Consider the following 19,367-nt stretch of genomic DNA (forward strand, 5'->3'; position numbering starts at 1 on the left):
GACAACTCCTTTGTGGTGCGGGTGGGTTGGCGGCTGCTCAGGCGTGGTTCTCCAGCGTGCGCAGCCACTGGCGGGCGGCCTCGACCGTGGTCGGGGTGTGCTCCTCCAGAACGGTGAAGTGGTCGCCGGGGATGTCCTCGGTGCGGTGCGGGACGGGCCAGTGGGCGCGCCAGTCGTTGCGGCCCGTGGGGTCCACGACGGTGTGGCGCAGGGGGGTGTCGGCGCGCAGCGCGATGGTCGGCGCGGCGACCGGCTGGGGCTGCCAGCGGGCGAAGAGGTTGTTGTATCCGCCCATCGCGGTCAGGCTGGCGTCGCTCCAGACCATGTCGTAGGCCTCGATGCGGTCGAGCATCCCGGTGAGCATGGCGGTCAGCCACCACTCCCCCATGCCCTCGCGGACGGCGCTGTCGACGGGGTAGGCGTCGATGAGGAGGAGTCCGGCCGGCGAGCGGCCCTCCTGTTCCAGGCGGGCGGTCACCGCGTTCGCCAGGCAGCCGCCCATGGAGCGGCCGACGACCACGAACGGCCGCTCGTCGCCCACGAGTTGACGAACGGCCTCGGTGTGCAGGGTGAGGAACGTGTCCAGGCTGTCGGGCAACGGGTCGTCGGCGCGCCAGCCGGGCGAGGGCACGACGAACAGGTCGCGTTCACCCTGGAAGCCGTGGCCGAAGCGGGCGTACTCGTGCGGTCCCGAGATCGCGCTGAGCGCGGGGAAGCACACCACCGCGGTCTCCCGGTCGCCCCGCGCCAGATGCAGCGGCCGCTGCGCGTGCCCGGCACGTTCCGGGAGCGTGAACTGTCCGCGCAGCGCCGAGGCGACGCCGATGAGCGCGGAGGCGTCTGCGAACTTCCCCTCGGCGGCGAGGCGCCGGTAGAGGGTGGAGAGCGGCTCGTCGTCGGGGGTCCGGGGTGCGGCGGCGGGACCCGTCTCCTGGACGGCGCCGATCAACTCGTCCACATGGGCCGCGAGTTCGGCCGGTGTCGGGTGGTCGAAGGTGAGCGTGGCGGCGAGCCGCAGTCCGGTGACGGTGGCAAGGCGGTTGCGCAGTTCCACGGCGGCGAGGGAGTCGAGTCCGAGGTCGTTGAAGGGGGTGTGCGCCGCTACGGCTTCGGGGCGGGCGGCAAGTACGGCGGCGGCCTCGTCCCGCACCAGGGCGAGCAGGATCTCCTGCCGCTCCTGGTCCGTGCGCCCGGCGAGCCGGGCGGAGAGCGCGGGGCCTTCCGTCGCGGCGCGGGCGGTCCGGCGGGGCGGTCGCACCAGGCCGCGCAGGAGCGCGGGGACCGGCTGCCGGTCGCGCGCCGCGGCGAGATCAAGGGGCGCGGGCACCAGATGGGGCAGGCCCAACGCGCCCGCCCGGTCGAAGAGTTGGGTGCCCCGCTCGGTGGGGATGGCGCGCAGGCCGGCTCGGCGGGCGCGGCCGAGGTCGGCTTCGGTGAGGTGGCCGGTGATGCCGCTGGGCTCCTCCCACTGGCCCCAGGCCAGGGACTGGGCGGGCAGCCCGAGGGCGTCGCGGTGCGCGGCGAGCGCGTCGAGGAAGGTGTTGGCGGCGGCGTAGGAGCCCTGGCCGGGGCCGCCGAGCACGGCAGCGACGGAGGAGTAGAGCACGAAGGCGTCCAGCGGCAGCCGCGCGGTCAGTTCGTGCAGATACCAGGCGCCGTCGGCCTTCGGCCGCAGCACGGTGTCGAGCCGGTCGGGGGTGAGGGTGTCGACGAGCCCGTCGTCGACGGTGCCCGCCGTGTGCACGACGGCCGTCAGGGGGTGTCGCGGCGACACCGAGGCGATGAGCGCGGCGAGTGCGTCGCGGTCCGCGATGTCTACGGCCACGACGGTGACCCGCGCGCCCGCGGCCGTGAGGTCGGCCGTCAGCTCGTCGACGCCGGGTGCCTGGGGGCCGCCCCGGGAGATCAGGAGGAGGTGCCGTACGCCGTGTCGCGTGACGAGGTGCCGGGCGAGGGCGGCGCCGAGGACGCCGGTGCCTCCGGTGATCAGGACGGTGCCGTTGGGGTTCCAACGGGTTTTCGTTGATGGGGTGTTGGGTGCCTCCGGGGTTCGGGGCGGGCGCGGGGCGTCGACGGCTTGGGCGAGTTGAGGCTCACCGACGACGCGGGTGGCGGGTTCGGGGGCACCCTCCCCAACCTCGTCTGCTGCCCAACGGCCGCCCACCGCACGGTCGTTGGGTGTCTCTGGCGTGCGGGCCAAGCGCGGCACGTAGGCGACACCGGCGCGCAGCGCGAGCTGAGGTTCGTCGGAGGCTCGGGCCGCGGCCACGGCGGTGGGGAGCAGGGCGGTGCTTTCCGGAGTGCCGTCCGTGTCGGTCAGGAGGAGTCGGTCGGGTTGTTCCGACTGGGCGGAACGCAGTAGTCCCCATACGGCTGCGGAGGCCAGGTCCGGGTGGTCGGTCTGCCGTACCGCCTGGGCGTCGCGGGTCACCACCACCAGGGGTGAGGTCGTTTCGCGGTGTCGGCGCAGCACGTCCAGGGCCTCTGCCAGGGCCGCTCGGATGCGTCGCGGGACGTCACCGGCCTCGGCCGCCTCGGTCAGGTGGACGGTCTCCGGGGTCGCCACCGGCCCGCCCGGCGTGGGCAGTTCGCGCCACTCCAGGTGGAACAGGGAGTCGGGGTCGGCGCTGCGGGCGGCGGCGAGTTGGCCGGCGGAGACGAGGCGGGCGTGGAGGGCCGTGATCGTCGCGACCGGTGCGCCCGCCCCGTCCGCGAGGTCGACGGAGAGGGTGTCGGGGCCGGTGTGGGTGAGGCGGACGCGCAGGGCGGTCGCACCCTCCGCGTGGAGCCGAACTCCCGTATAGGCGAAGGGCAGTCGGCTGAACCCTTCCGGTGTGCCGGTCAGGTCGTCGTGTGCGGTGAGGTGGACGGCCGCGTCCAGCAGGGCGGGGTGCAGGCCGAAGCGGGCGGCGTCCGCGTGCTGCGGTTCGGGCAGGGCCACCTCGGCGAAGAAGGTGTCGCCGTCCCGCCAGGCGGCGCGCAGTCCGCGGAACGCCGGGCCGTACTCCAGCCCGGAGGCGGCGAGTTCGGCGTAGACGTCGTCGACGGGTACGGCGGTGGCGCCGGGCGGCGGCCAGGCCGTGAGGTCGGCCCCCTCGGCGGCTTCCGCGGCGGGCGGCGCGGTCAGGGTGCCGGTGGCGTTGCGGGTCCAGTCGCCGCCGGGGACCCGGGAACGGATGACGGCCTCGCGGGCGCCCGTCGGGTCGGGAGCGCCGACCTCGACCTGGATCCGCACGGCGCCGCGCGGCGGCAGGACCAGCGGGCCCTCGATCACGAGCTCGGCGATGACGTCGGCGCCTGCCTCCTCGCCGGCTCGCCGGGCGAGTTCGAGCAGGGCGGTGCCGGGGACGATCACCGTGCCCTGCACGGCGTGGCCGGCCAGCCATGGATGGGTGCGCAGGGAGAGGCTTCCGGTGAACAGGACGCCGTCGGTGTCGGGCAGCGGCACGGCCGCCGCGAGGAGCGGGTGGCCCGCGTCGTCGAGTCCGAGGCCGGAGGGGCGGGTCGCGGTGCCGGGCTCCAGCCAGTAGCGGCGGTGCTGGAAGGCGTAGGTGGGGAGGTCGGTGCGGCGGGCCCCGGTTCCGGCGAAGAAGGCGGGCCAGTCGACGGGGCGGCCGCGGCCGCGCAGTCGGCCGAGGGCGGCCACCGCGCTCGCCGGTTCCGGTCGGTCCCGGTGCAGCGCGGGCAGCGCGAACGCGTCGTCCAGGGTGGCCCGGACCAGTGCGGTGAGGGTGCCGTCCGGGCCGAGTTCGAGATAGGTGCCGGTGCCGGCCTCGTCCAGGGTGCGGACGACATCCGCGAACCGCACCGCTTCCCGGACGTGCCGTACCCAGTAGTCGGCGGTGGTGATCTCGCCGTCGGTCGCGATCCGGCCGGTCACGTCGGAGACGACGGGGATCCGGGGCGGCCGGTAGGTGAGTCCCTTGGCGACCCCGGCGAACTCGGTGAGCATGCCGTCCATGTGGGACGAGTGGAAGGCGTGGCTCACGGTGAGGCGGCGGGTGCGCCGGTTCCGCTGCGCGAAGCGGGCGCCGAGCGCGAGGACCGGTTCGATGTCGCCCGAGATCACCACGGAGGAGGGCCCGTTGACGGCCGCCACGTCCACCGTCCCGTCCAGCGGGGCGAGTTCGGCCCGGATCTCCTCCTCGGTGGCCTGGACGGCCAACATGGCTCCGCCACGCGGCAGTTGCTGCATCAGCCGGGCACGGGCGGCGACCAGGGCCGCGGCGTCCGGGAGGTCGAGCACTCCGGCCACGTGCGCGGCGGTGACTTCGCCGATGGAGTGTCCGGCGACATGGTCCGGGCGCACGCCCCAGGACTCGTAGAGGCGGAACAGGGCGACCTGGAGAGCGAACAGGGCGGGCTGGGTGTACTCGGTGTCGTTCAACCGTCCGCCGGTCGAGGTCACTTGGGCGATCGGGCGGTCCAGGAACGGATCGAGGTGGGCCGCGACCTCGTCGTAGGCGGCGGCGAAGGCGGGATAGCTGTCGTACAACTGCCGTCCCATGCCGACCCGTTGGCTGCCCTGGCCGGTGAAGAGGAGGGCCAGGGAGCCGGTGCCGGCGGTCACGGTGTCCGGTGAGCCGTTGTCCGCGAGGTCACGGAGGGCGGTGAGCAGGGTGTCGTGGGTGTCGGCGACGAGCGTGGCGCGCTCCTTGAGAGGGGCGCGGGTGGTGGCGAGCGAGTAGGCGATGTCGAGGGGGCGGAGCCGGTTCCGCGTCAACTGGTCGGCGAGGCGGGCCGCTTGGGCGCGCAGGGCGTCGGGGGTCTGCGCGGTGAGCACGAACGGGAGGGGGGTCGTGCCGCTGCCCGCGGGTGTCTCCCAGGTGTCGCCGGGGTCCGTCGACGAGGCCTCTTCGATGATCACGTGTGCGTTGGTGCCGCTCGCGCCGAACGCGGACACCCCGGCGCGCCGCGGGCGGCCCTCCGGCGTGGTCGGCCAGGGCTGCTCCTCGGTGAGCAGCCGTACCGCGCCCGCGGACCAGTCGACGTACGGGGTGGGTTCGTCGGCGTGCAGGGTGCGCGGGAGTACTCCGTGGCGGAGCGCCTGGATCGTCTTGATCACGCCGGCGACTCCGGCGGCGGCCTGGGTGTGGCCGATGTTGGACTTCAACGAGCCGAGCAGCAGGGGCCGTTCGGGCGCGCGTCGCTGTCCGTAGGTGGCGAGGATGGCCTGCGCCTCGATGGGGTCGCCGAGGGAGGTGCCGGTGCCGTGCGCCTCGACGGCGTCGACGTCGGCGGGGCCCAGTCCGGCGGCGTCCAGGGCCTGCCGGATGACCCGCTGCTGCGAGGGGCCGTTGGGCGCGGTGAGGCCGTTGGAGGCGCCGTCCTGGTTGACGGCCGAGGCGCGCAGGACGGCGAGCACAGGGTGGCCCAGGCGCCGGGCGTCGGAGAGTCGCTCGACGAGGAGCAGGCCGACTCCCTCCGCCCAGCCGGTGCCGTCGGCGCCCGCGCCGAACGCCTTGCAGCGGCCGTCGGCGGACAGCCCGCGCTGCCGTGCGAACTCGACGAACGCCTGGGGCGTGGACATCACGCTGACCCCGCCGGCGAGCGCGAGGTCGGACTCCCCCGAGCGCAGGGACTGCGCGGCCAGGTGCAGGGCGACCAGTGACGAGGAGCACGCGGTGTCGACGGTCACCGCCGGGCCCTCGAAACCGAAGGTGTACGAGATCCGCCCGGAGGCGACGCTGTCCAGGCCGCCGATGCCGAGATAGCCCTCCAACTCGCTTGGCGCGTCGCCGAGTCGGGGTGTGTAGTCGCCGCCCGCGATGCCGGCGAAGACGGCGGTACGGCTGCCTTTGAGGGACCGCGGGTCGATGCCCGCGCGTTCGAAGGCCTCCCAGGCGGACTCCAGCAGCAGCCGGTGCTGGGGGTCGGTGGCGAGGGCCTCGCGCGGGGAGATGCCGAAGAACTCGGCGTCGAAGTCGGCGACGGTGTCGAGGAATCCGCCGTGCCGGGTGTAGGAGGTGCCGGTGCGTTCCGGGTCCGGGTCGTAGACGGCGTCCAGGTCCCAGCCGCGGTCGTCGGGGAACTCCGTGATGGCGTCCACGCCGTCGCGCACCAGTGCCCAGAGGTCGTCCGGTGAGGCGACCCCGCCGGGCAGCCGGCAGGCCATGCCGATCACGGCGATCGGCTCGCGCCGGCTCTCCTCGACCTCCTGCAGCCGCCTGTTGGCCTGCCTGGCGTCGTTGAGCGCGCGCTTCAGATAGTCGCGGAGCTGCTGCTCGGTGGCCATCGGGGTACGTACCTCTTCCCGTCGGGTTGGTCTCGATGGATCTCGATGGACAGGGGGCGTCGTCTCAGTGCGATCCGGCGTTGCGTTCGACGAGTTGGAACAGTTCCTCGTCGGTGGCCGCGTCGAGGTCGAGATCCAGGTCGTGTTCCGGATCGGTCGTCGGTGCCGGCCGGTCGAAGCGGTCGATGAGGGCGAGCAGCCGGGACAGCACTCCGTCGTCCGCCGCGTCCGGTGCGGCGAGCGCCCGCTCCAGGGCCGCGAGCGAATCGCCGACTGTCGGTGCGTCCGTCTCGCCCTGGTCCAGGGGGAGTTCGGCGGCCAGGTAGGCGGCGACGGCGGCCGGGGTGGGGTGGTCGAAGACGAGCGTGGCCGGGATGTCGAGGCCGGCCGCGGCACCGATCCGGTTGCGCAGTTCGACCGCGGTGAGCGAGCTGAACCCGAGTTCCTGGAAGGCCCGTTCGGCGTCGACTCCGGCCATGCCGTCGGTGTGACCGAGGACCACGGCGGCTTCCGCGCGGATCAACTCCGTGAGTTTCGACCGCCGTTCGGCCGCGTCGAGTCCGGCGAGCCGCCGTGTCCACGCGGGCGTCCGAGGGGTGTCGAGGTCGTGCGGGTCCGTGACCGCCGTGCTGACGACGGTGGTGTTGGTGACCTGGGCGTCCAGCCAGTAGCGGCGCCGCTGGAAGGCGTACGTCGGCAGGGGGACCCGGCGCGGCACGGCGGGGGCGAACGCGGCCGTCCAGTCGACGCGCACTCCGCGCACATGCAGTTCGGCGGCCGAGGCGAGGAAGCGGCGCAGGCCGCCCTCGTCGCGGCGCAGGGTGCCCGCGACCACGGAAGTGCGGGCCGCGTCGGCCGCCTCCAGGGTCTCCTGGAGCGGCACGGTCAGCACCGGGTGGGGACTGACCTCGACGAACGCGGTGTGCCCGGTGGTGGCGAGCGTCCGTACCGCCTCCTCGAAGCGGACCGTCCGGCGCAGGTTGGCCACCCAGTAGGCGGCGTCGAGTCCGGCGGTGTCCTGCCAGTCGCCGGTCACGGTGGACAGCAGCGGCACGGTGCCGGTGCGCGGCCGGACCGGGGCGAGCGCGTCGAGGAGTTCCTCGCGCAGCCCGTCCACGTGGGCGGAGTGCGAGGCGTAGTCGACGCGGATCAGCCGCGCCCGTACGTCCTCCGCCTCGTAGGCGGCGACGAGTTCGGCGAGCGCGTCCGGGTCGCCCGAGACGACCGCCGAGGTGGGCCCGTTGACGACGGCGACGGACAGCCGATCGGGCCACCGGCGTTCGATGCGCTCGGCGATCTCGTCGGCGGGCAGGGCGACGGACGCCATGCCGCCGCGGCCGGACAGGGCGAGCAGGGCGCGGCTGCGCAGCGCCACGATCCGGGCACCGTCGTCGAGGCTGAGCCCGCCGGCGACGGTGGCGGCCGCGATCTCGCCCTGGCTGTGCCCGACCACGGCGTCCGGCCTGATGCCGTACGACGTCCACAGGTCGGCCAAGGACACCATCACCGCCCACAGCACGGGCTGGACCACGTCCACCCGGTCGAGGCCGGGGGCGCCGTCGGCACCGCGCAGGACGTCGAGCAGTGACCAGTCGGTATAGGGGGCGAGGGCCGCCGCGCACTCCTCGATCCTCGCGGTGAACACCGGTGCGCTGTCGAGGAGTTCGACTGCCATCTCGGCCCACTGGGAGCCCTGGCCGGGGAAGACGAAGACGGTCCTGCCGTCGGTGTCCGCCCGGCCGCGGACCACTCCGGGTGCGGGCTCCCCGGCGGCCAGTGCGGCGACGGCGCGTCCGGGATCGCCGAGGAGGACGGCGCGTTCCTCCAGGGCGCCCCGGGTGACGGCGAGGGAGTGGGCGATGTCCACCGAGTCGTCGTCGGTGCGGTCGAGATGGGCGGCGAGCCGGCCGGCCTGGGCGCGCAGTGCCTCGGGGGTGCGGGCGGACAACAGCCAGGGCAGTTCGGCGGGTTCGGTGTCCGAGGTGGGCAACGGGGGTGTGGTGGGCGGCTGTTCGAGGATGACGTGGGCGTTGGTGCCGCTGACCCCGAAGGAGGACACGGCGGCCCGGCGCGGGCGGTTGCCGTCCGTCTCGGGCCAGGGGCGGGCCTCGGTGAGGAGTTCGACGGCTCCTGCCGACCAGTCGACGTGCGGGGACGGGCTGTCCACGTGCAGCGTCTTCGGCAGCACGCCGTGGCGGAGCGCCTGGATCATCTTGATGATGCCGGCAGCGCCCGCGGCGGCCTGGGTGTGACCGATGTTCGACTTCAACGAGCCGAGCCACAAAGGCTGTTCGGGGTCGCGGTCCTGCCCGTAGGTGGCGAGGAGTGCCTCGGCCTCGATGGGGTCGCCGAGGGTGGTGCCGGTGCCGTGCCCCTCGACGACGTCGACGTCGGCGGGGCCCAGTCCGCTCGCGGCGAGGGCCTGCCGGATCACCCGCTGCTGGGACGGGCCGCTCGGCGCGGTCAGCCCGTTCGAGGCACCGTCCTGGTTCACGGCCGAGCCCCGTACGACGGCGAGGACCTGGTGCCCCAGCCGTTGGGCGTCCGACAGCCGCTCCACGAGCAGCAGCCCGACACCCTCCGCCCAGCCGGTGCCGTCCGCCCCGGCCGCGTACGCCTTGCAGCGGCCGTCGGCGGACAGCGCCCGCTGCCTGCTGAACTCCACGAACGTGGTCGGCGTCGACATCACGGCGACGCCACCGGCCAGGGCCAGGTCGCACTCCCCCGTGCGCAGCGACTGGGCCGCGAGGTGCAGGGCGACCAGCGACGAGGAGCAGGCGGTGTCGACGGTCACCGCAGGGCCCTCGAAGCCGAAGGTGTAGGAGATCCGGCCCGAAGCGACGCTGCCCGCCGTGCCGTTGCTCAGCCAGCCCTCCAACTCGGCCGGTACGTCGCGGACTCGGGGCGCGTAGTCGTGGTACATGACCCCGGCGAAGACGCCGGTACGGCTGCCGCGCAGTGCGTCCGGGTCGACGCCCGCGCTCTCCAGCGTCTCCCACGCGGTCTCCAGCAGCAGCCGCTGCTGCGGGTCGGTGGCAAGCGCCTCGCGCGGGGAGATGCCGAAGAAGGCCGCGTCGAAGTCGGCGGCCCGGTCGAGGAATCCGCCGTGCCGGGTGTAGGAGGTGCCGGGGCGTTCGGCGTCCTCGGAGTAGAGGGCGTCCAGGTCCCAGCCCCGGTCGTCTGGGAACTCGCTCACGGCGTCCACGCCGTCGCGCACCAGCGCCCACAGGTCGTCCGGGGAGGCGACCCCGCCCGGCAGGCGGCAGGCCATGCCGACGATGACGACCGGGTCGTCGTCCGTGGCGGCGGCCCGCGCGGGTGCCCGTTCGGGCTGCGGGGCTACGGCGCCGAGGAGCCGTCCGCGCAGATGTACGGCGACATCGGCGGGGGTGGGGTGGTCGAAGACCAGGGCGGCGGAGAGGGTGAGGCCGGTGGCAGCGCCCAGCCGGTTGCGGAGTTCGACGGCGGTCAGCGAGTCGACACCGAGTCCGGTGAACGCCTTGCGGACGCCGATGGCGGCGGGTGCGGTGGCCAGCACGGTCGCGGTCTCACCGCGGACGAGGTCCAGCAGGGCGGCGTCCCGCGCGGCGGCGTCCGGCAGCGCGGCGAGGCGCTCCGCGAGGCCGGTGTGCGAAGTGACGGCGACCGCGGTGGCCGCGCTGCGCCGGGCCGGACCGCGCTCCTGCCGGACCAGGCCGCGCAGCGGCGCGGCGACGGGTGCGCCGGATGCCCGTACGGCGTCCGCGTCGAACGGCGAGGGCACGAGCAGCGGCCCGCCCACCGCCTCGGCGGCGTCGAACAGGGCCGTCCCCTCCGCGTCACCGAGGGGACGCACGCCCAGCCGCGCGAGCCGGGCGAGGTCGGCCGCGGTGAGGTGGCCGGTGATCCCGCTGGCCCCGGCCCACTGGCCCCAGGCCAGCGACTGCGCGGGCAGCCCCAGCGCGTGCCGGTGGGCGGCGAGCGCGTCGAGGAACGTGTTGGCCGCCGCGTAGGGGCCCTGTCCGGGCGAGCCGAGCACGCCGGCCACCGACGAGTACAGGACGAACGCGTCCAGCTGCAGGTGGGCGGTCAGTTCGTGCAGGTGCCAGGCGCCGTCGGCCTTCGGGCGCAGCACGGTGTCCAGGCGTTCGGGGGTGAGCGCCGTGGTGACGCCGTCGTCGACGACTCCGGCGGTGTGCACGACGGCGGTGAGCGGGTGACCGGCGGGGATGGCGTCGAGGACGGCGGCGAGTGCGTCCCGGTCGGCGGTGTCGGCTGCGGTGATCGTGACGTCGGCGCCCGACTCGGCCAGTTCCGCGCGGAGTTCGGCCGCGCCCGGTGCCGCCTCGCCGCTGCGGGAGGTGAGCACGAGGTGGCGTACGCCCCGCCGGGTGACGAGGTGCCGGGCGAGCAGGGCGCCGAGGGTTCCGGTGCCGCCGGTGATCAGGACCGTACCGTCCGGGTTCCACTTCCCCAGGGGTGTGCGGCCGGGGGCCGCGGGGGCCAGGCGCGGGACGTGGACGTTACCGGAGCGCAGCGCGAACTGCGGTTCGCCGGTGGCGACCGCTGCGGCCAGTGCGGCGGCGGACTCCGGGCTGCCGTCGGTGTCGGCGAGGACGATCCGGTCCGGGTTCTCGGTCTGTGCGGAGCGCAGCAGGCCCCATACGGCGGCGGCGACCGGGTCCGGTGTGTCGTCCGGGCCGGTGGAGACGCCGTCGCGGGTGACGGCGACCAGTCGGGGGCCGGCCGGGTGGGCGTCGCCGAGCCGCTCCTGGACGGTGGCGAGGGCGTGGGCCAGGGCGGACCGGACTCGGGCGGGAGTGTCCGTGGTGCCGAACGGGCCGTCGCCCAGGCGGACTTCGGTCCACTCGAAGGTGTCTGCCGGGTCACCGCCGGTCGCTGGGAGGTGCGGCCAGGTGAGGGCGTACAGGCCGTCGGTCGCGGTGCGGGCGGTGGTCTTCAGCGGCCGGGTGGTGAGGGCGTCGGCCGAGACGACGGGAGCGCCGGTCGGGTCGGTGGCCAGGAGGGAGAAGGTGTCCGGGCCGGTGGCGGTGAGCCGGACCCGCAGCTCCGTCGCGCCGGTGGCGTGCAGGGCGACCTCTCGGTAGGCGAACGGGAGACGGGTCGGGCCGCCCAACTCCTGATGCAGACCGGGGAGTTGGAGAGCCGCGTCGAGGAGAGCGGGGTGGATACCGAAGCCGGTCGCCTCCTTGCGCCGCTCTTCGGGGAGGGCGACCTCGGCGTAGGACGTGTCGCCGTCCCGCCAGGCGGCGCGGATGCCGCGGAACGCGGGGCCGTACTCCAGGCCCGTCGCGGCCAGTGCCGCGTAGACGTCGTCCACCGCGACGGGTTCGGCCTCGGCGGGCGGCCACCGGTCGATCCGTTCGCCGTCCGGGGCCGGTGCGGTGCCGAGGATGCCGGTGGCGTTGCGCACCCAGTCGGCGCCGGGAACCCGGGACCGGACGGTGACACTCCGGTCGCCCGCAGCGTCGGGGGCGTCCACGGCGACCTGGACCTGGGCGGCGCCCTGTCCCGGCAGCAAGAACGGTGTTTCCACGGCGAGTTCGACGAGCCTGCCCGCCCCGACCGTGTCGGCCGCGTACGTGGCCAGTTCGACGAGGGCGGCGCCGGGCAGCACCGGGCTGCCCACCACGACGTGGTCGGCGAGCCAGGGATGCGTGCGCAGGGAGAGGCTGCCGGTGAGGAGCAGCCCGTCGCTGTCGGGCAGCGGTACGGCCGCCCCCAGCAGCGGGTGGTCGACCGTGCCGAGGCCGAGCGCGTCGGCGTCGGCCGAGGTGCCGGGCTCCAGCCAGAACCGGCGCCGCTGGAAGGCGTACGTCGGCAGCTCGGCGCGCCGGGCGCCGCTGCGCGCGAAGTACGCCGTCCAGTCCACCGCGTGGCCGCGCACATGGACGTGGGCGAGGGCGGTCAGCGCGGTCACGGTCTCGGACCGGTCCCGCCGCAGCGCGGGTACGGCGACGGTGGCACCGTCCACGACCTGCCGGCGGACGAGTCCGCTCAGGGTGCCGTCGGGGCCGAGTTCGAGGTAGGTCGTGACGCCGGACGCGTCGAGTGCGCGGACCACGTCGGACCAGCGGACGGCGTCGCGCACGTGCCGTACCCAGAACTCGGCCGTGGTCAGGTCCGCGCCCTCGGCGACCCGTCCGGTCAGCGCGGAGACCACGGGGATCTCCGGCCGGGCGTAGGTCAGTCCGGCGACGACCGTGCGGAATTCGTCGAGGACCGCGTCCATGTGCGGGGAGTGGAAGGCGTGGCTGACCGTGAGGTGCCGGACGCGGCGGCCTCGGGCGGCGAAGGTCTCGGCGAGCGTGTGGACGGCTTCGGTGTCGCCCGAGACGACGACGGCTTCGGGCCCGTTCACGGCGGCCACGTCCACGCCGTCGGGCAGTTCGGCGCGGATCTCGTCCTCGGTGGCCTCTACGGCGGCCATGGCGCCGCCCGGCGGCAGCGCGCCGATCAGCCGGGCACGGGCCGCGACCAGGGCGGCGGCGTCCGCGAGCGAGAGCACGCCGGCGACGTGCGCGGCCGTGATCTCGCCGACGGAGTGTCCGGCCACGAAGTCGGGGCGCACGCCCCATGAGGCGTAGAGACGGAACAGCGCGACCTCGACGGCGAACAGCGCCGGCTGGGTGAACGTGGTGTCGTCCAGGCCGTCCCCGGAGGCGATGACCTCGGCGAGCGGACGGTCCAGGAGCGGATCGAGGGCCGCGGCCACCTCGTCGAAGGCGGCGGCGAACGCGGGCTGGGCGTCGTACAACTCCCTTCCCATGGCGATACGTTGGCTGCCCTGCCCGGTGAAGAGGAAGGCGAGGCCGCCCGGTTGTGCGGCCGAGCCCGTGATCACGTGGGCCGGGGTCGGCCCGTCTTCGGCCAGGGTGTGCAGCGCGCCGATGTCGCCGACGACGACGGCTCGTTCCTCCAGGGCGGCACGGGTGGTGGCCAGGGAGTGGGCGAGGTCCAGCGGGCGGTCGGGGGCGAGGTCCAAGTGCCGCGCGATACGGGCGGCCTGGGCGCGCAGCGCCTCCGGTGTACGGGCGGAGAGGAGCCAGGGCAGCGGGTGACCGGCGGGCGGCGCGGGTTCGGTGTCCGGCTCCGTTTCCAGCGGGGGCTGTTCGATGATGACGTGGGCGTTGGTGCCGCTTACGCCGAACGCCGATACGGCTGCCCGGCGCGGTCGGTGATCGTCCGTCGCGGGCCACGGACGGGTCTCGGTGAGGAGTTCCACCGTCCCGGCCGACCAGTCGACATGCGGGGACGGCTCGTCGATGTGCAGGGTTTTGGGCAGCACGCCGTGGCGGATCGCCTGGATCATCTTGATCACGCCGGCGACTCCGGCGGCGGCCTGGGTGTGGCCGATGTTGGACTTCACCGAGCCGAGCAGCAGAGGGCGTTCGGCGGGGCGGTCCTTGCCGTAGGTGGCGATGAGGGCGTGTGCCTCGATGGGGTCGCCGAGGGTGGTGCCGGTGCCGTGCGCCTCCACGGCGTCGACGTCCGCGGGGATCAGTCCGCCCGCCGTCAACGCCTGCCGGATCACCCGCTGTTGGGACGGACCGCTGGGCGCGGTCAGGCCGTTGGAGGCACCGTCCTGGTTCACGGCCGAGGCGCGGACCACGGCCAGCACCTCGTGGCCGAGCCGTCGCGCGTCCGACAGCCGTTCCACGAGCAGCAGCCCGACGCCCTCCGCCCAACCGGTCCCGTCCGCCCCGGCCGCGAAGGCCTTGCAGCGTCCGTCGGGCGACATGGCGCGCTGTCTGCTGAACTCGATGAAGGTGGTCGGCGTCGACATCACGAGCACACCGCCCGCGACCGCGAGGTCGGCCTCGCCCGCCCGCAGCGACTGCGCGGCCAGGTGGAGGGCGACCAGCGACGAGGAGCACGCCGTGTCGACGGTCACCGCCGGACCCTCGAAACCGAAGGTGTACGAGACGCGCCCGGAGGCCACGCTGGCCGCGTTGCCGATGCCGAGGTAGGCCTCCAGCTCGTCCGGGACGTGCTGGCCGCGACCGGCGTAGTCCCGGCCGGACAGGCCCGCGAAGACGCCGGTACGGCTGCCGCGCAGCGCGGTGGGGTCGATGCCCGCTCGCTCGAACAGCTCCCAGGTGGTTTCCAGCAGCAGCCGCTGCTGGGGGTCGACGGCGGGCGCCTCGCGCGGGGAGATGCCGAAGAACTCCGGGTCGAACTCGGCGACGGAGTCCAGGAATCCGCCGTGCCGGGAGTAGGAGGTGCCGGGGCGGTCGGGGTCCGCGCTGTAGAGGCGGTCGAGGTCCCAGCCGCGGTCGGCGGGGAACTCGGTGAGGGCGTCCGTGCCGTCGAGGACCAACTGCCACAGGTCGTCAGGGGAGTTGACTCCGCCGGGGAATCGGCAGGCCGTGCCGACGATGACCACGGGGTCGTCGTCGGGCGGGGTGGTCACGGCGGTTACGGCGGTCTCGACCCCGGCGGTCGCGTCGCCGCCCAGTTCGGCGGTGAGCCAGTCGGCGAGGGCGGCCGGGGTGGGGTGGTCGTAGACGAGGGTGGCGGGCAGGGGGTGGCCGGTGGCCGTCGTGAGCCTGTTGCGCAGTTCCACGGACATCAGCGAGTCGAAGCCGTGGGCGCGGAACGCGCGGGCCGGGTCGATCACGTCGGGGGTGCCGTGTCCCTGGACGGCGGCGGCCTGCGAGCGTACGACGGTGAGGAGCTCGCGGCGCAGCTCGGCGGGGGCGAGCCCGGACCATCGGTCGGGTCGGACGGCCTCCACGACTGCGTCCGTCAACCCGCCCTGCACGTACGGGAGTTCTACGGCGATGGGGTGCGGGCGTCCCCGGAAGAACGCGGCCCAGTCGGCGTCGGCGACGACGAGGTGCTGCTCCGCGCGGTCGAGGATCTGCCCGAGGACGGTGAGGGCGCCGGCCGGCGGCAGGGAGACGAGGCCGTGCCGCAGCAGCGTCTCCTCGGCGCCGTCGGCGGCGATCCCGTCGCCCGCCCAGTGGCCCCAGGCTATGGAGGTGGCGGGCAGTCCGGCGGCCCGGCGCCGGTCGGCGAGCGCGTCCAAGTAGGCGTTGCCGGGTGCGTAGTTGGCCTGGCCGGGGATGCCGCAGACGCCGGCGACGGAGGAGAAGAGCACGAACGCCGACAGGCCGGAGTCTGCGGTCAGCTCGTGCAGGTTGCGGGCGCCGACGGCCTTCGCGCGCAGGGCGCGGTCGAGGTGGTCGGGGGTCAACTCGCCGATCAGCGCGTCGTGCAGGGCCGCGGCGGTGTGCATGACGGCGGTCAGCGGCCGGTCCGGCGGGACGAGGGCGAGCGCGGCGGCGAGTTGCTCGCGATCGGCGACGTCGGCCGCGGCAAAGGTGACGGTGGTGCCCAAGTCGGCCAGTTCGGCGGCGAGTTCACTCGTACCGGGGGCGTCCTGGCCGCGTCGGCTGACCAGCAGGAGGTGTTCCGCCCCGCGTGCGGCGAGCCAGCGGGCGAGATGTCCGCCGAGGGCGCCGCTGCCTCCGGTGATGAGGGTGGTGCCGGTCGGCCGCCATCCGTCGGTGTCGCCGGTGAGGGGCTGCAGCGGTCCGGTGGGCACGAGCCGGCGGGCCAGAACTCCGCCCGGGCGTACGGCGATCTCGCGTTCCCGCTCCGGGCGGGGGTCGGCGAGCAGGGTGGCGACCTGGGTCCAGGTGTGCGTGTCGGGGTCGGCGGGCAGGTCGATGAGACCGCCGGACCGTGCGGGGTTCTCCACGGCGAGGATGGCGCCGAAGCCCCACACCAGCGCCTGTTCGGGGTCGCTCACCCGGTCCGCGGGGCCGGTGGAGACCGCGCCCCGGGTGAGGAACCAGACCGGCGCCGCCGCGCCCGCGTCGTCCAGGGCCTGGGTGAGGGCGACTTGGGCGGCGTACGAACGCGGGACGGCGTTCCGGCCGTCGAGCCGGCCCTCGGCGAGTGCGAGGAGCGAGACCACTCCGGAGGCGCCGGGCGGCAGCAGTGCGGCGAGTGCGGCACGGTCGGCGTCGGCCGGGACGGCGACGGTGACGACTCGGGCGCCGGCCGCTTCCAGTGCGCCGCGCAGGGCGGTTGGGGCGGGGTGGTCGACGTGCGTGTCGGGTACGGCCAGCAGCCACTCCCCCGTGAGCCGGTGGCCCGGGCGGGCGGAGTGCGTCGGGCGCCACACCAGGCGGTGGAGCCATCGGTCGGATGCCTCGGCGGCCAGTCGGCGTTCCCGCCAGGTCGCCAACGCGGGGAGTACGGGGGCGAGTTCGGGGGTGGTCAGGCCCAGGGCGGTGGCGAGCCGGTCGGGGTCGGGTTCGGCGACCAGGTTCCAGAAGGTGTCGTCCCGCGAGGTGGGCGCCGCGGCGAGTTCGGGCGAGCGGGTGGCGGCCAGCCAGTAGCGGTCCCGCTGGAAGGCGTACGTCGGCAGGGCTGCGCGGCGCGGGGATGCGGCAGCGGAGGCGGCTGTCCAGTCGACGGGCACGCCGTGGACGTGCAGTTCGGCGACCGACCGCAGCCAGCGGTCGAGGCCGCCCTGTCCGCGGCGCAGCGAACCGGTGACGACCGGCTCGCTCTCGGCCAGGGTCTCCTGAACGGCACCGGTCAGGACGGGGTGGGCGCTGACCTCGACGAAGACCGTGTGCCCGGTGTCGTCGAGCCGGCGGGCGGCCTCCTCGAAGCGGACGGTGCTCCGCAGGTTCGACACCCAGTAGACGGCGTCCAGTTGGGCGGTGTCCTGCCAGTCGGCGGTCACGGTGGAGAGCAGCGGGACGGTTCCGGTGCGCGGCGTGATCGGGGCGAGCGCGTCCAGCAGCCGTTCGCGCAGGGCGTCGGTCTGCGGGGAGTGGGAGGCGTAGGCGATCGGGATGACGCTGGTGCGGACGCCCTCGGCCGCGTAGGCGGCGCGCAGTTCCTCAAGGGCGTCCAGGTCGCCCGAAACAGCCACGGCGGAGGGGCTGTTGACGACGCCGATGGACAGTCGGCCCGGCCAGCGTTCCGCGAGGCGCCGGGTCACCTCGGCCTCGGGGAGCGCCACGGCGACCATGCCGCCCCGGCCCGCGATGGACTCCAGGGCCTGGGCCCGCAGGGCGACGATCCGGGCGGCGTCCTCAAGGCTCAGCCCACCCGCGACATACGCGGCGGCCACCTCGCCCTGGCTGTGCCCGACCACGGCGTCGGGGGTGACGCCGTAGGACTTCCACAGGTCGGCGAGCGCGACCATGACCGCCCAGAGCGCGGACTGGACGACGTCCGTGCGGTCCGGGCCGGGAGTGTCGCCGGTGCCGCGCAGGACGTCGAGCAGCGACCAGTCGGTGTAGGGGGCGAGGGCCGCCGCGCACTCCTCGATCTTCGCGGCGAACACCGGTGCGCTGTCGAGGAGTTCGGCGGCCATGCCGAGCCACTGGGAACCCTGGCCGGGGAAGACGAAGACGACCTTGCCGTCGGTGCCGGCCGGCCGGACGGTGCCCTGTACGGCGTTGGCGGGGTGCTCGCCGCGGGCGAGGGCACGCAGTGCCTGGGCCGGGTCGTCGGCGACCAGCACGACGCGTTCGTCGAAGCCGGTGCGGGTGGCGGTCAGGGAGTACGCGACGTCGGCGGGTGCGTCGGCGGTGGTGTCGAGATGGTCCGCGAGCCGGGCGGCCTGGGACCGCAGGGCGTCGGGGGTGCGCCCGGAGAGGACCCAGGGGAGCGGGAGCGTGGGCGGGACCGAGGTCTCAGTCAACGCGCCTAGCGGAGGGGGGACTTGGGCAGGTGCCGGAGCCGGAGCCGGGGCCTGCTCGATGATCACGTGGGCGTTCGTACCGCTGACGCCGAAGGCGGAGACGGCGGCGCGGCGGGGCCGTTCGCCCTCGGTGGTGGGCCAGGGCTGGGCTGCGGTGAGGAGTCGGACGGTTCCGTCGGACCAGTCGACGTGCGGGGACGGCTCGTCCACGTGCAGTGACCTGGGCAGTCGGCCGTGGCGGATGGCCTGCACCATCTTGATGACGCCCGCGACGCCCGCGGCGGCCTGGGTGTGTCCGATGTTCGACTTCAACGAGCCGAGCAGCAGAGGGCGTTCGGCGGTACGCGCGCTGCCGTAGGTGGCGATGAGGGCCTGGGCCTCGACGGGGTCGCCGAGCCGGGTCCCGGTGCCGTGTGCCTCGACGGCGTCGACGTCGCCGGGGCCGAGCCCGGCCGCGGTGAGGGCGTCGTTGATGACGCGTTGCTGAGAGGGACCGTTGGGCGCGGTGAGCTGGCTGCTGCGGCCGTCCTGGTTGACGGCGGAGCCGCGCAGCACGGCGAGGATCGGGCGGCCCAGGCGCTGGGCGTCCGAGAGCCGGGCCAGGACGACGACGCCGACGCCCTCGCCCCATCCGGTGCCGTCGGCCGCCGCGGCGAACGGCTTGCAGCGGCCGTCCGGCGCGAGCCCGCGCTGCCTGCTGAACTCGATGAACATGCCGGGCGCGGCCATCACCGTGGCGCCGCCCGCGAGGGCGAGGTCGCACTCGCCGCGCCGTAGTGACTGGGCGGCGAGGTGGAGGGCCACGAGCGAGGAGGAGCAGGCCGTGTCCACGGTGACGGCCGGGCCCTCCAGCCCGAGGGTGAAGGCGATGCGGCCGGAGGCGACGCTGGTGGTGCTGCCGGTGAGGACGTAGCCGTCGGTCTGTTCGGCGGGCAGGTGGTGCAGGCTCGGCCCGTACTCCTGCGCGATGACACCGGCGAACACTCCCGTGCGGGTGCCGCGCAGGCTGGTGGGGTCGAGGGCCGCGTGCTCCAGGGCCTCCCAGGAGGTCTCCAGGAGCAGCCTCTGCTGGGGGTCCGCGGCGAGGGCCTCACGCGGGGAGACGCCGAAGAAGGAGGCGTCGAACTCCCCGGCGTCGTAGAGGAATCCGCCTTCGCGGGCGTAGCTGCGGCCCGCCGCGTCGGGGTCCGGGTCGTAGAGGTGGTCGAGGTCCCAGCCGCGGTCGGCGGGGAACGCGCCGATGACGTCGCGTTCCTCGGTCACCAGCCGCCACAGGGCGTCCGGGGTGTCGGCGCCGCCGGGGAAACGGCAGGCCATGCCGACGATGGCGATCGGTTCGTCGTCGCGTCCGGTGGCCCGGGACTCGGCCTCCTTGAGCCGTTCGCGGGTGTGGTGCAGCTCGGTGGCGACGCGGGTGAGGTAGTCGCGGAGCTTCGCCTCATGCGTGGTCATGTGGTG

General features: G+C 74.7%; 2 pseudogenes. Both read right to left on the bottom strand.

The window, feature by feature from the left end:
• Nucleotides 1–37 precede the first annotated feature (37 nt).
• Nucleotides 38–6,217 (bottom strand): annotated as a pseudogene (locus OG407_RS02625) (type I polyketide synthase); the annotation flags it as partial.
• Between the two features lie 118 nt (nt 6,218–6,335).
• A pseudogene (locus OG407_RS02630) lies at nt 6,336–19,334 on the bottom strand (type I polyketide synthase); the annotation flags it as partial.
• Between the last annotated feature and the right edge of the window lie 33 nt (nt 19,335–19,367).

It is taken from the genome of Streptomyces sp. NBC_01515, from assembly GCF_045040345.1.
GTDB lineage: Bacteria > Actinomycetota > Actinomycetes > Streptomycetales > Streptomycetaceae > Streptomyces.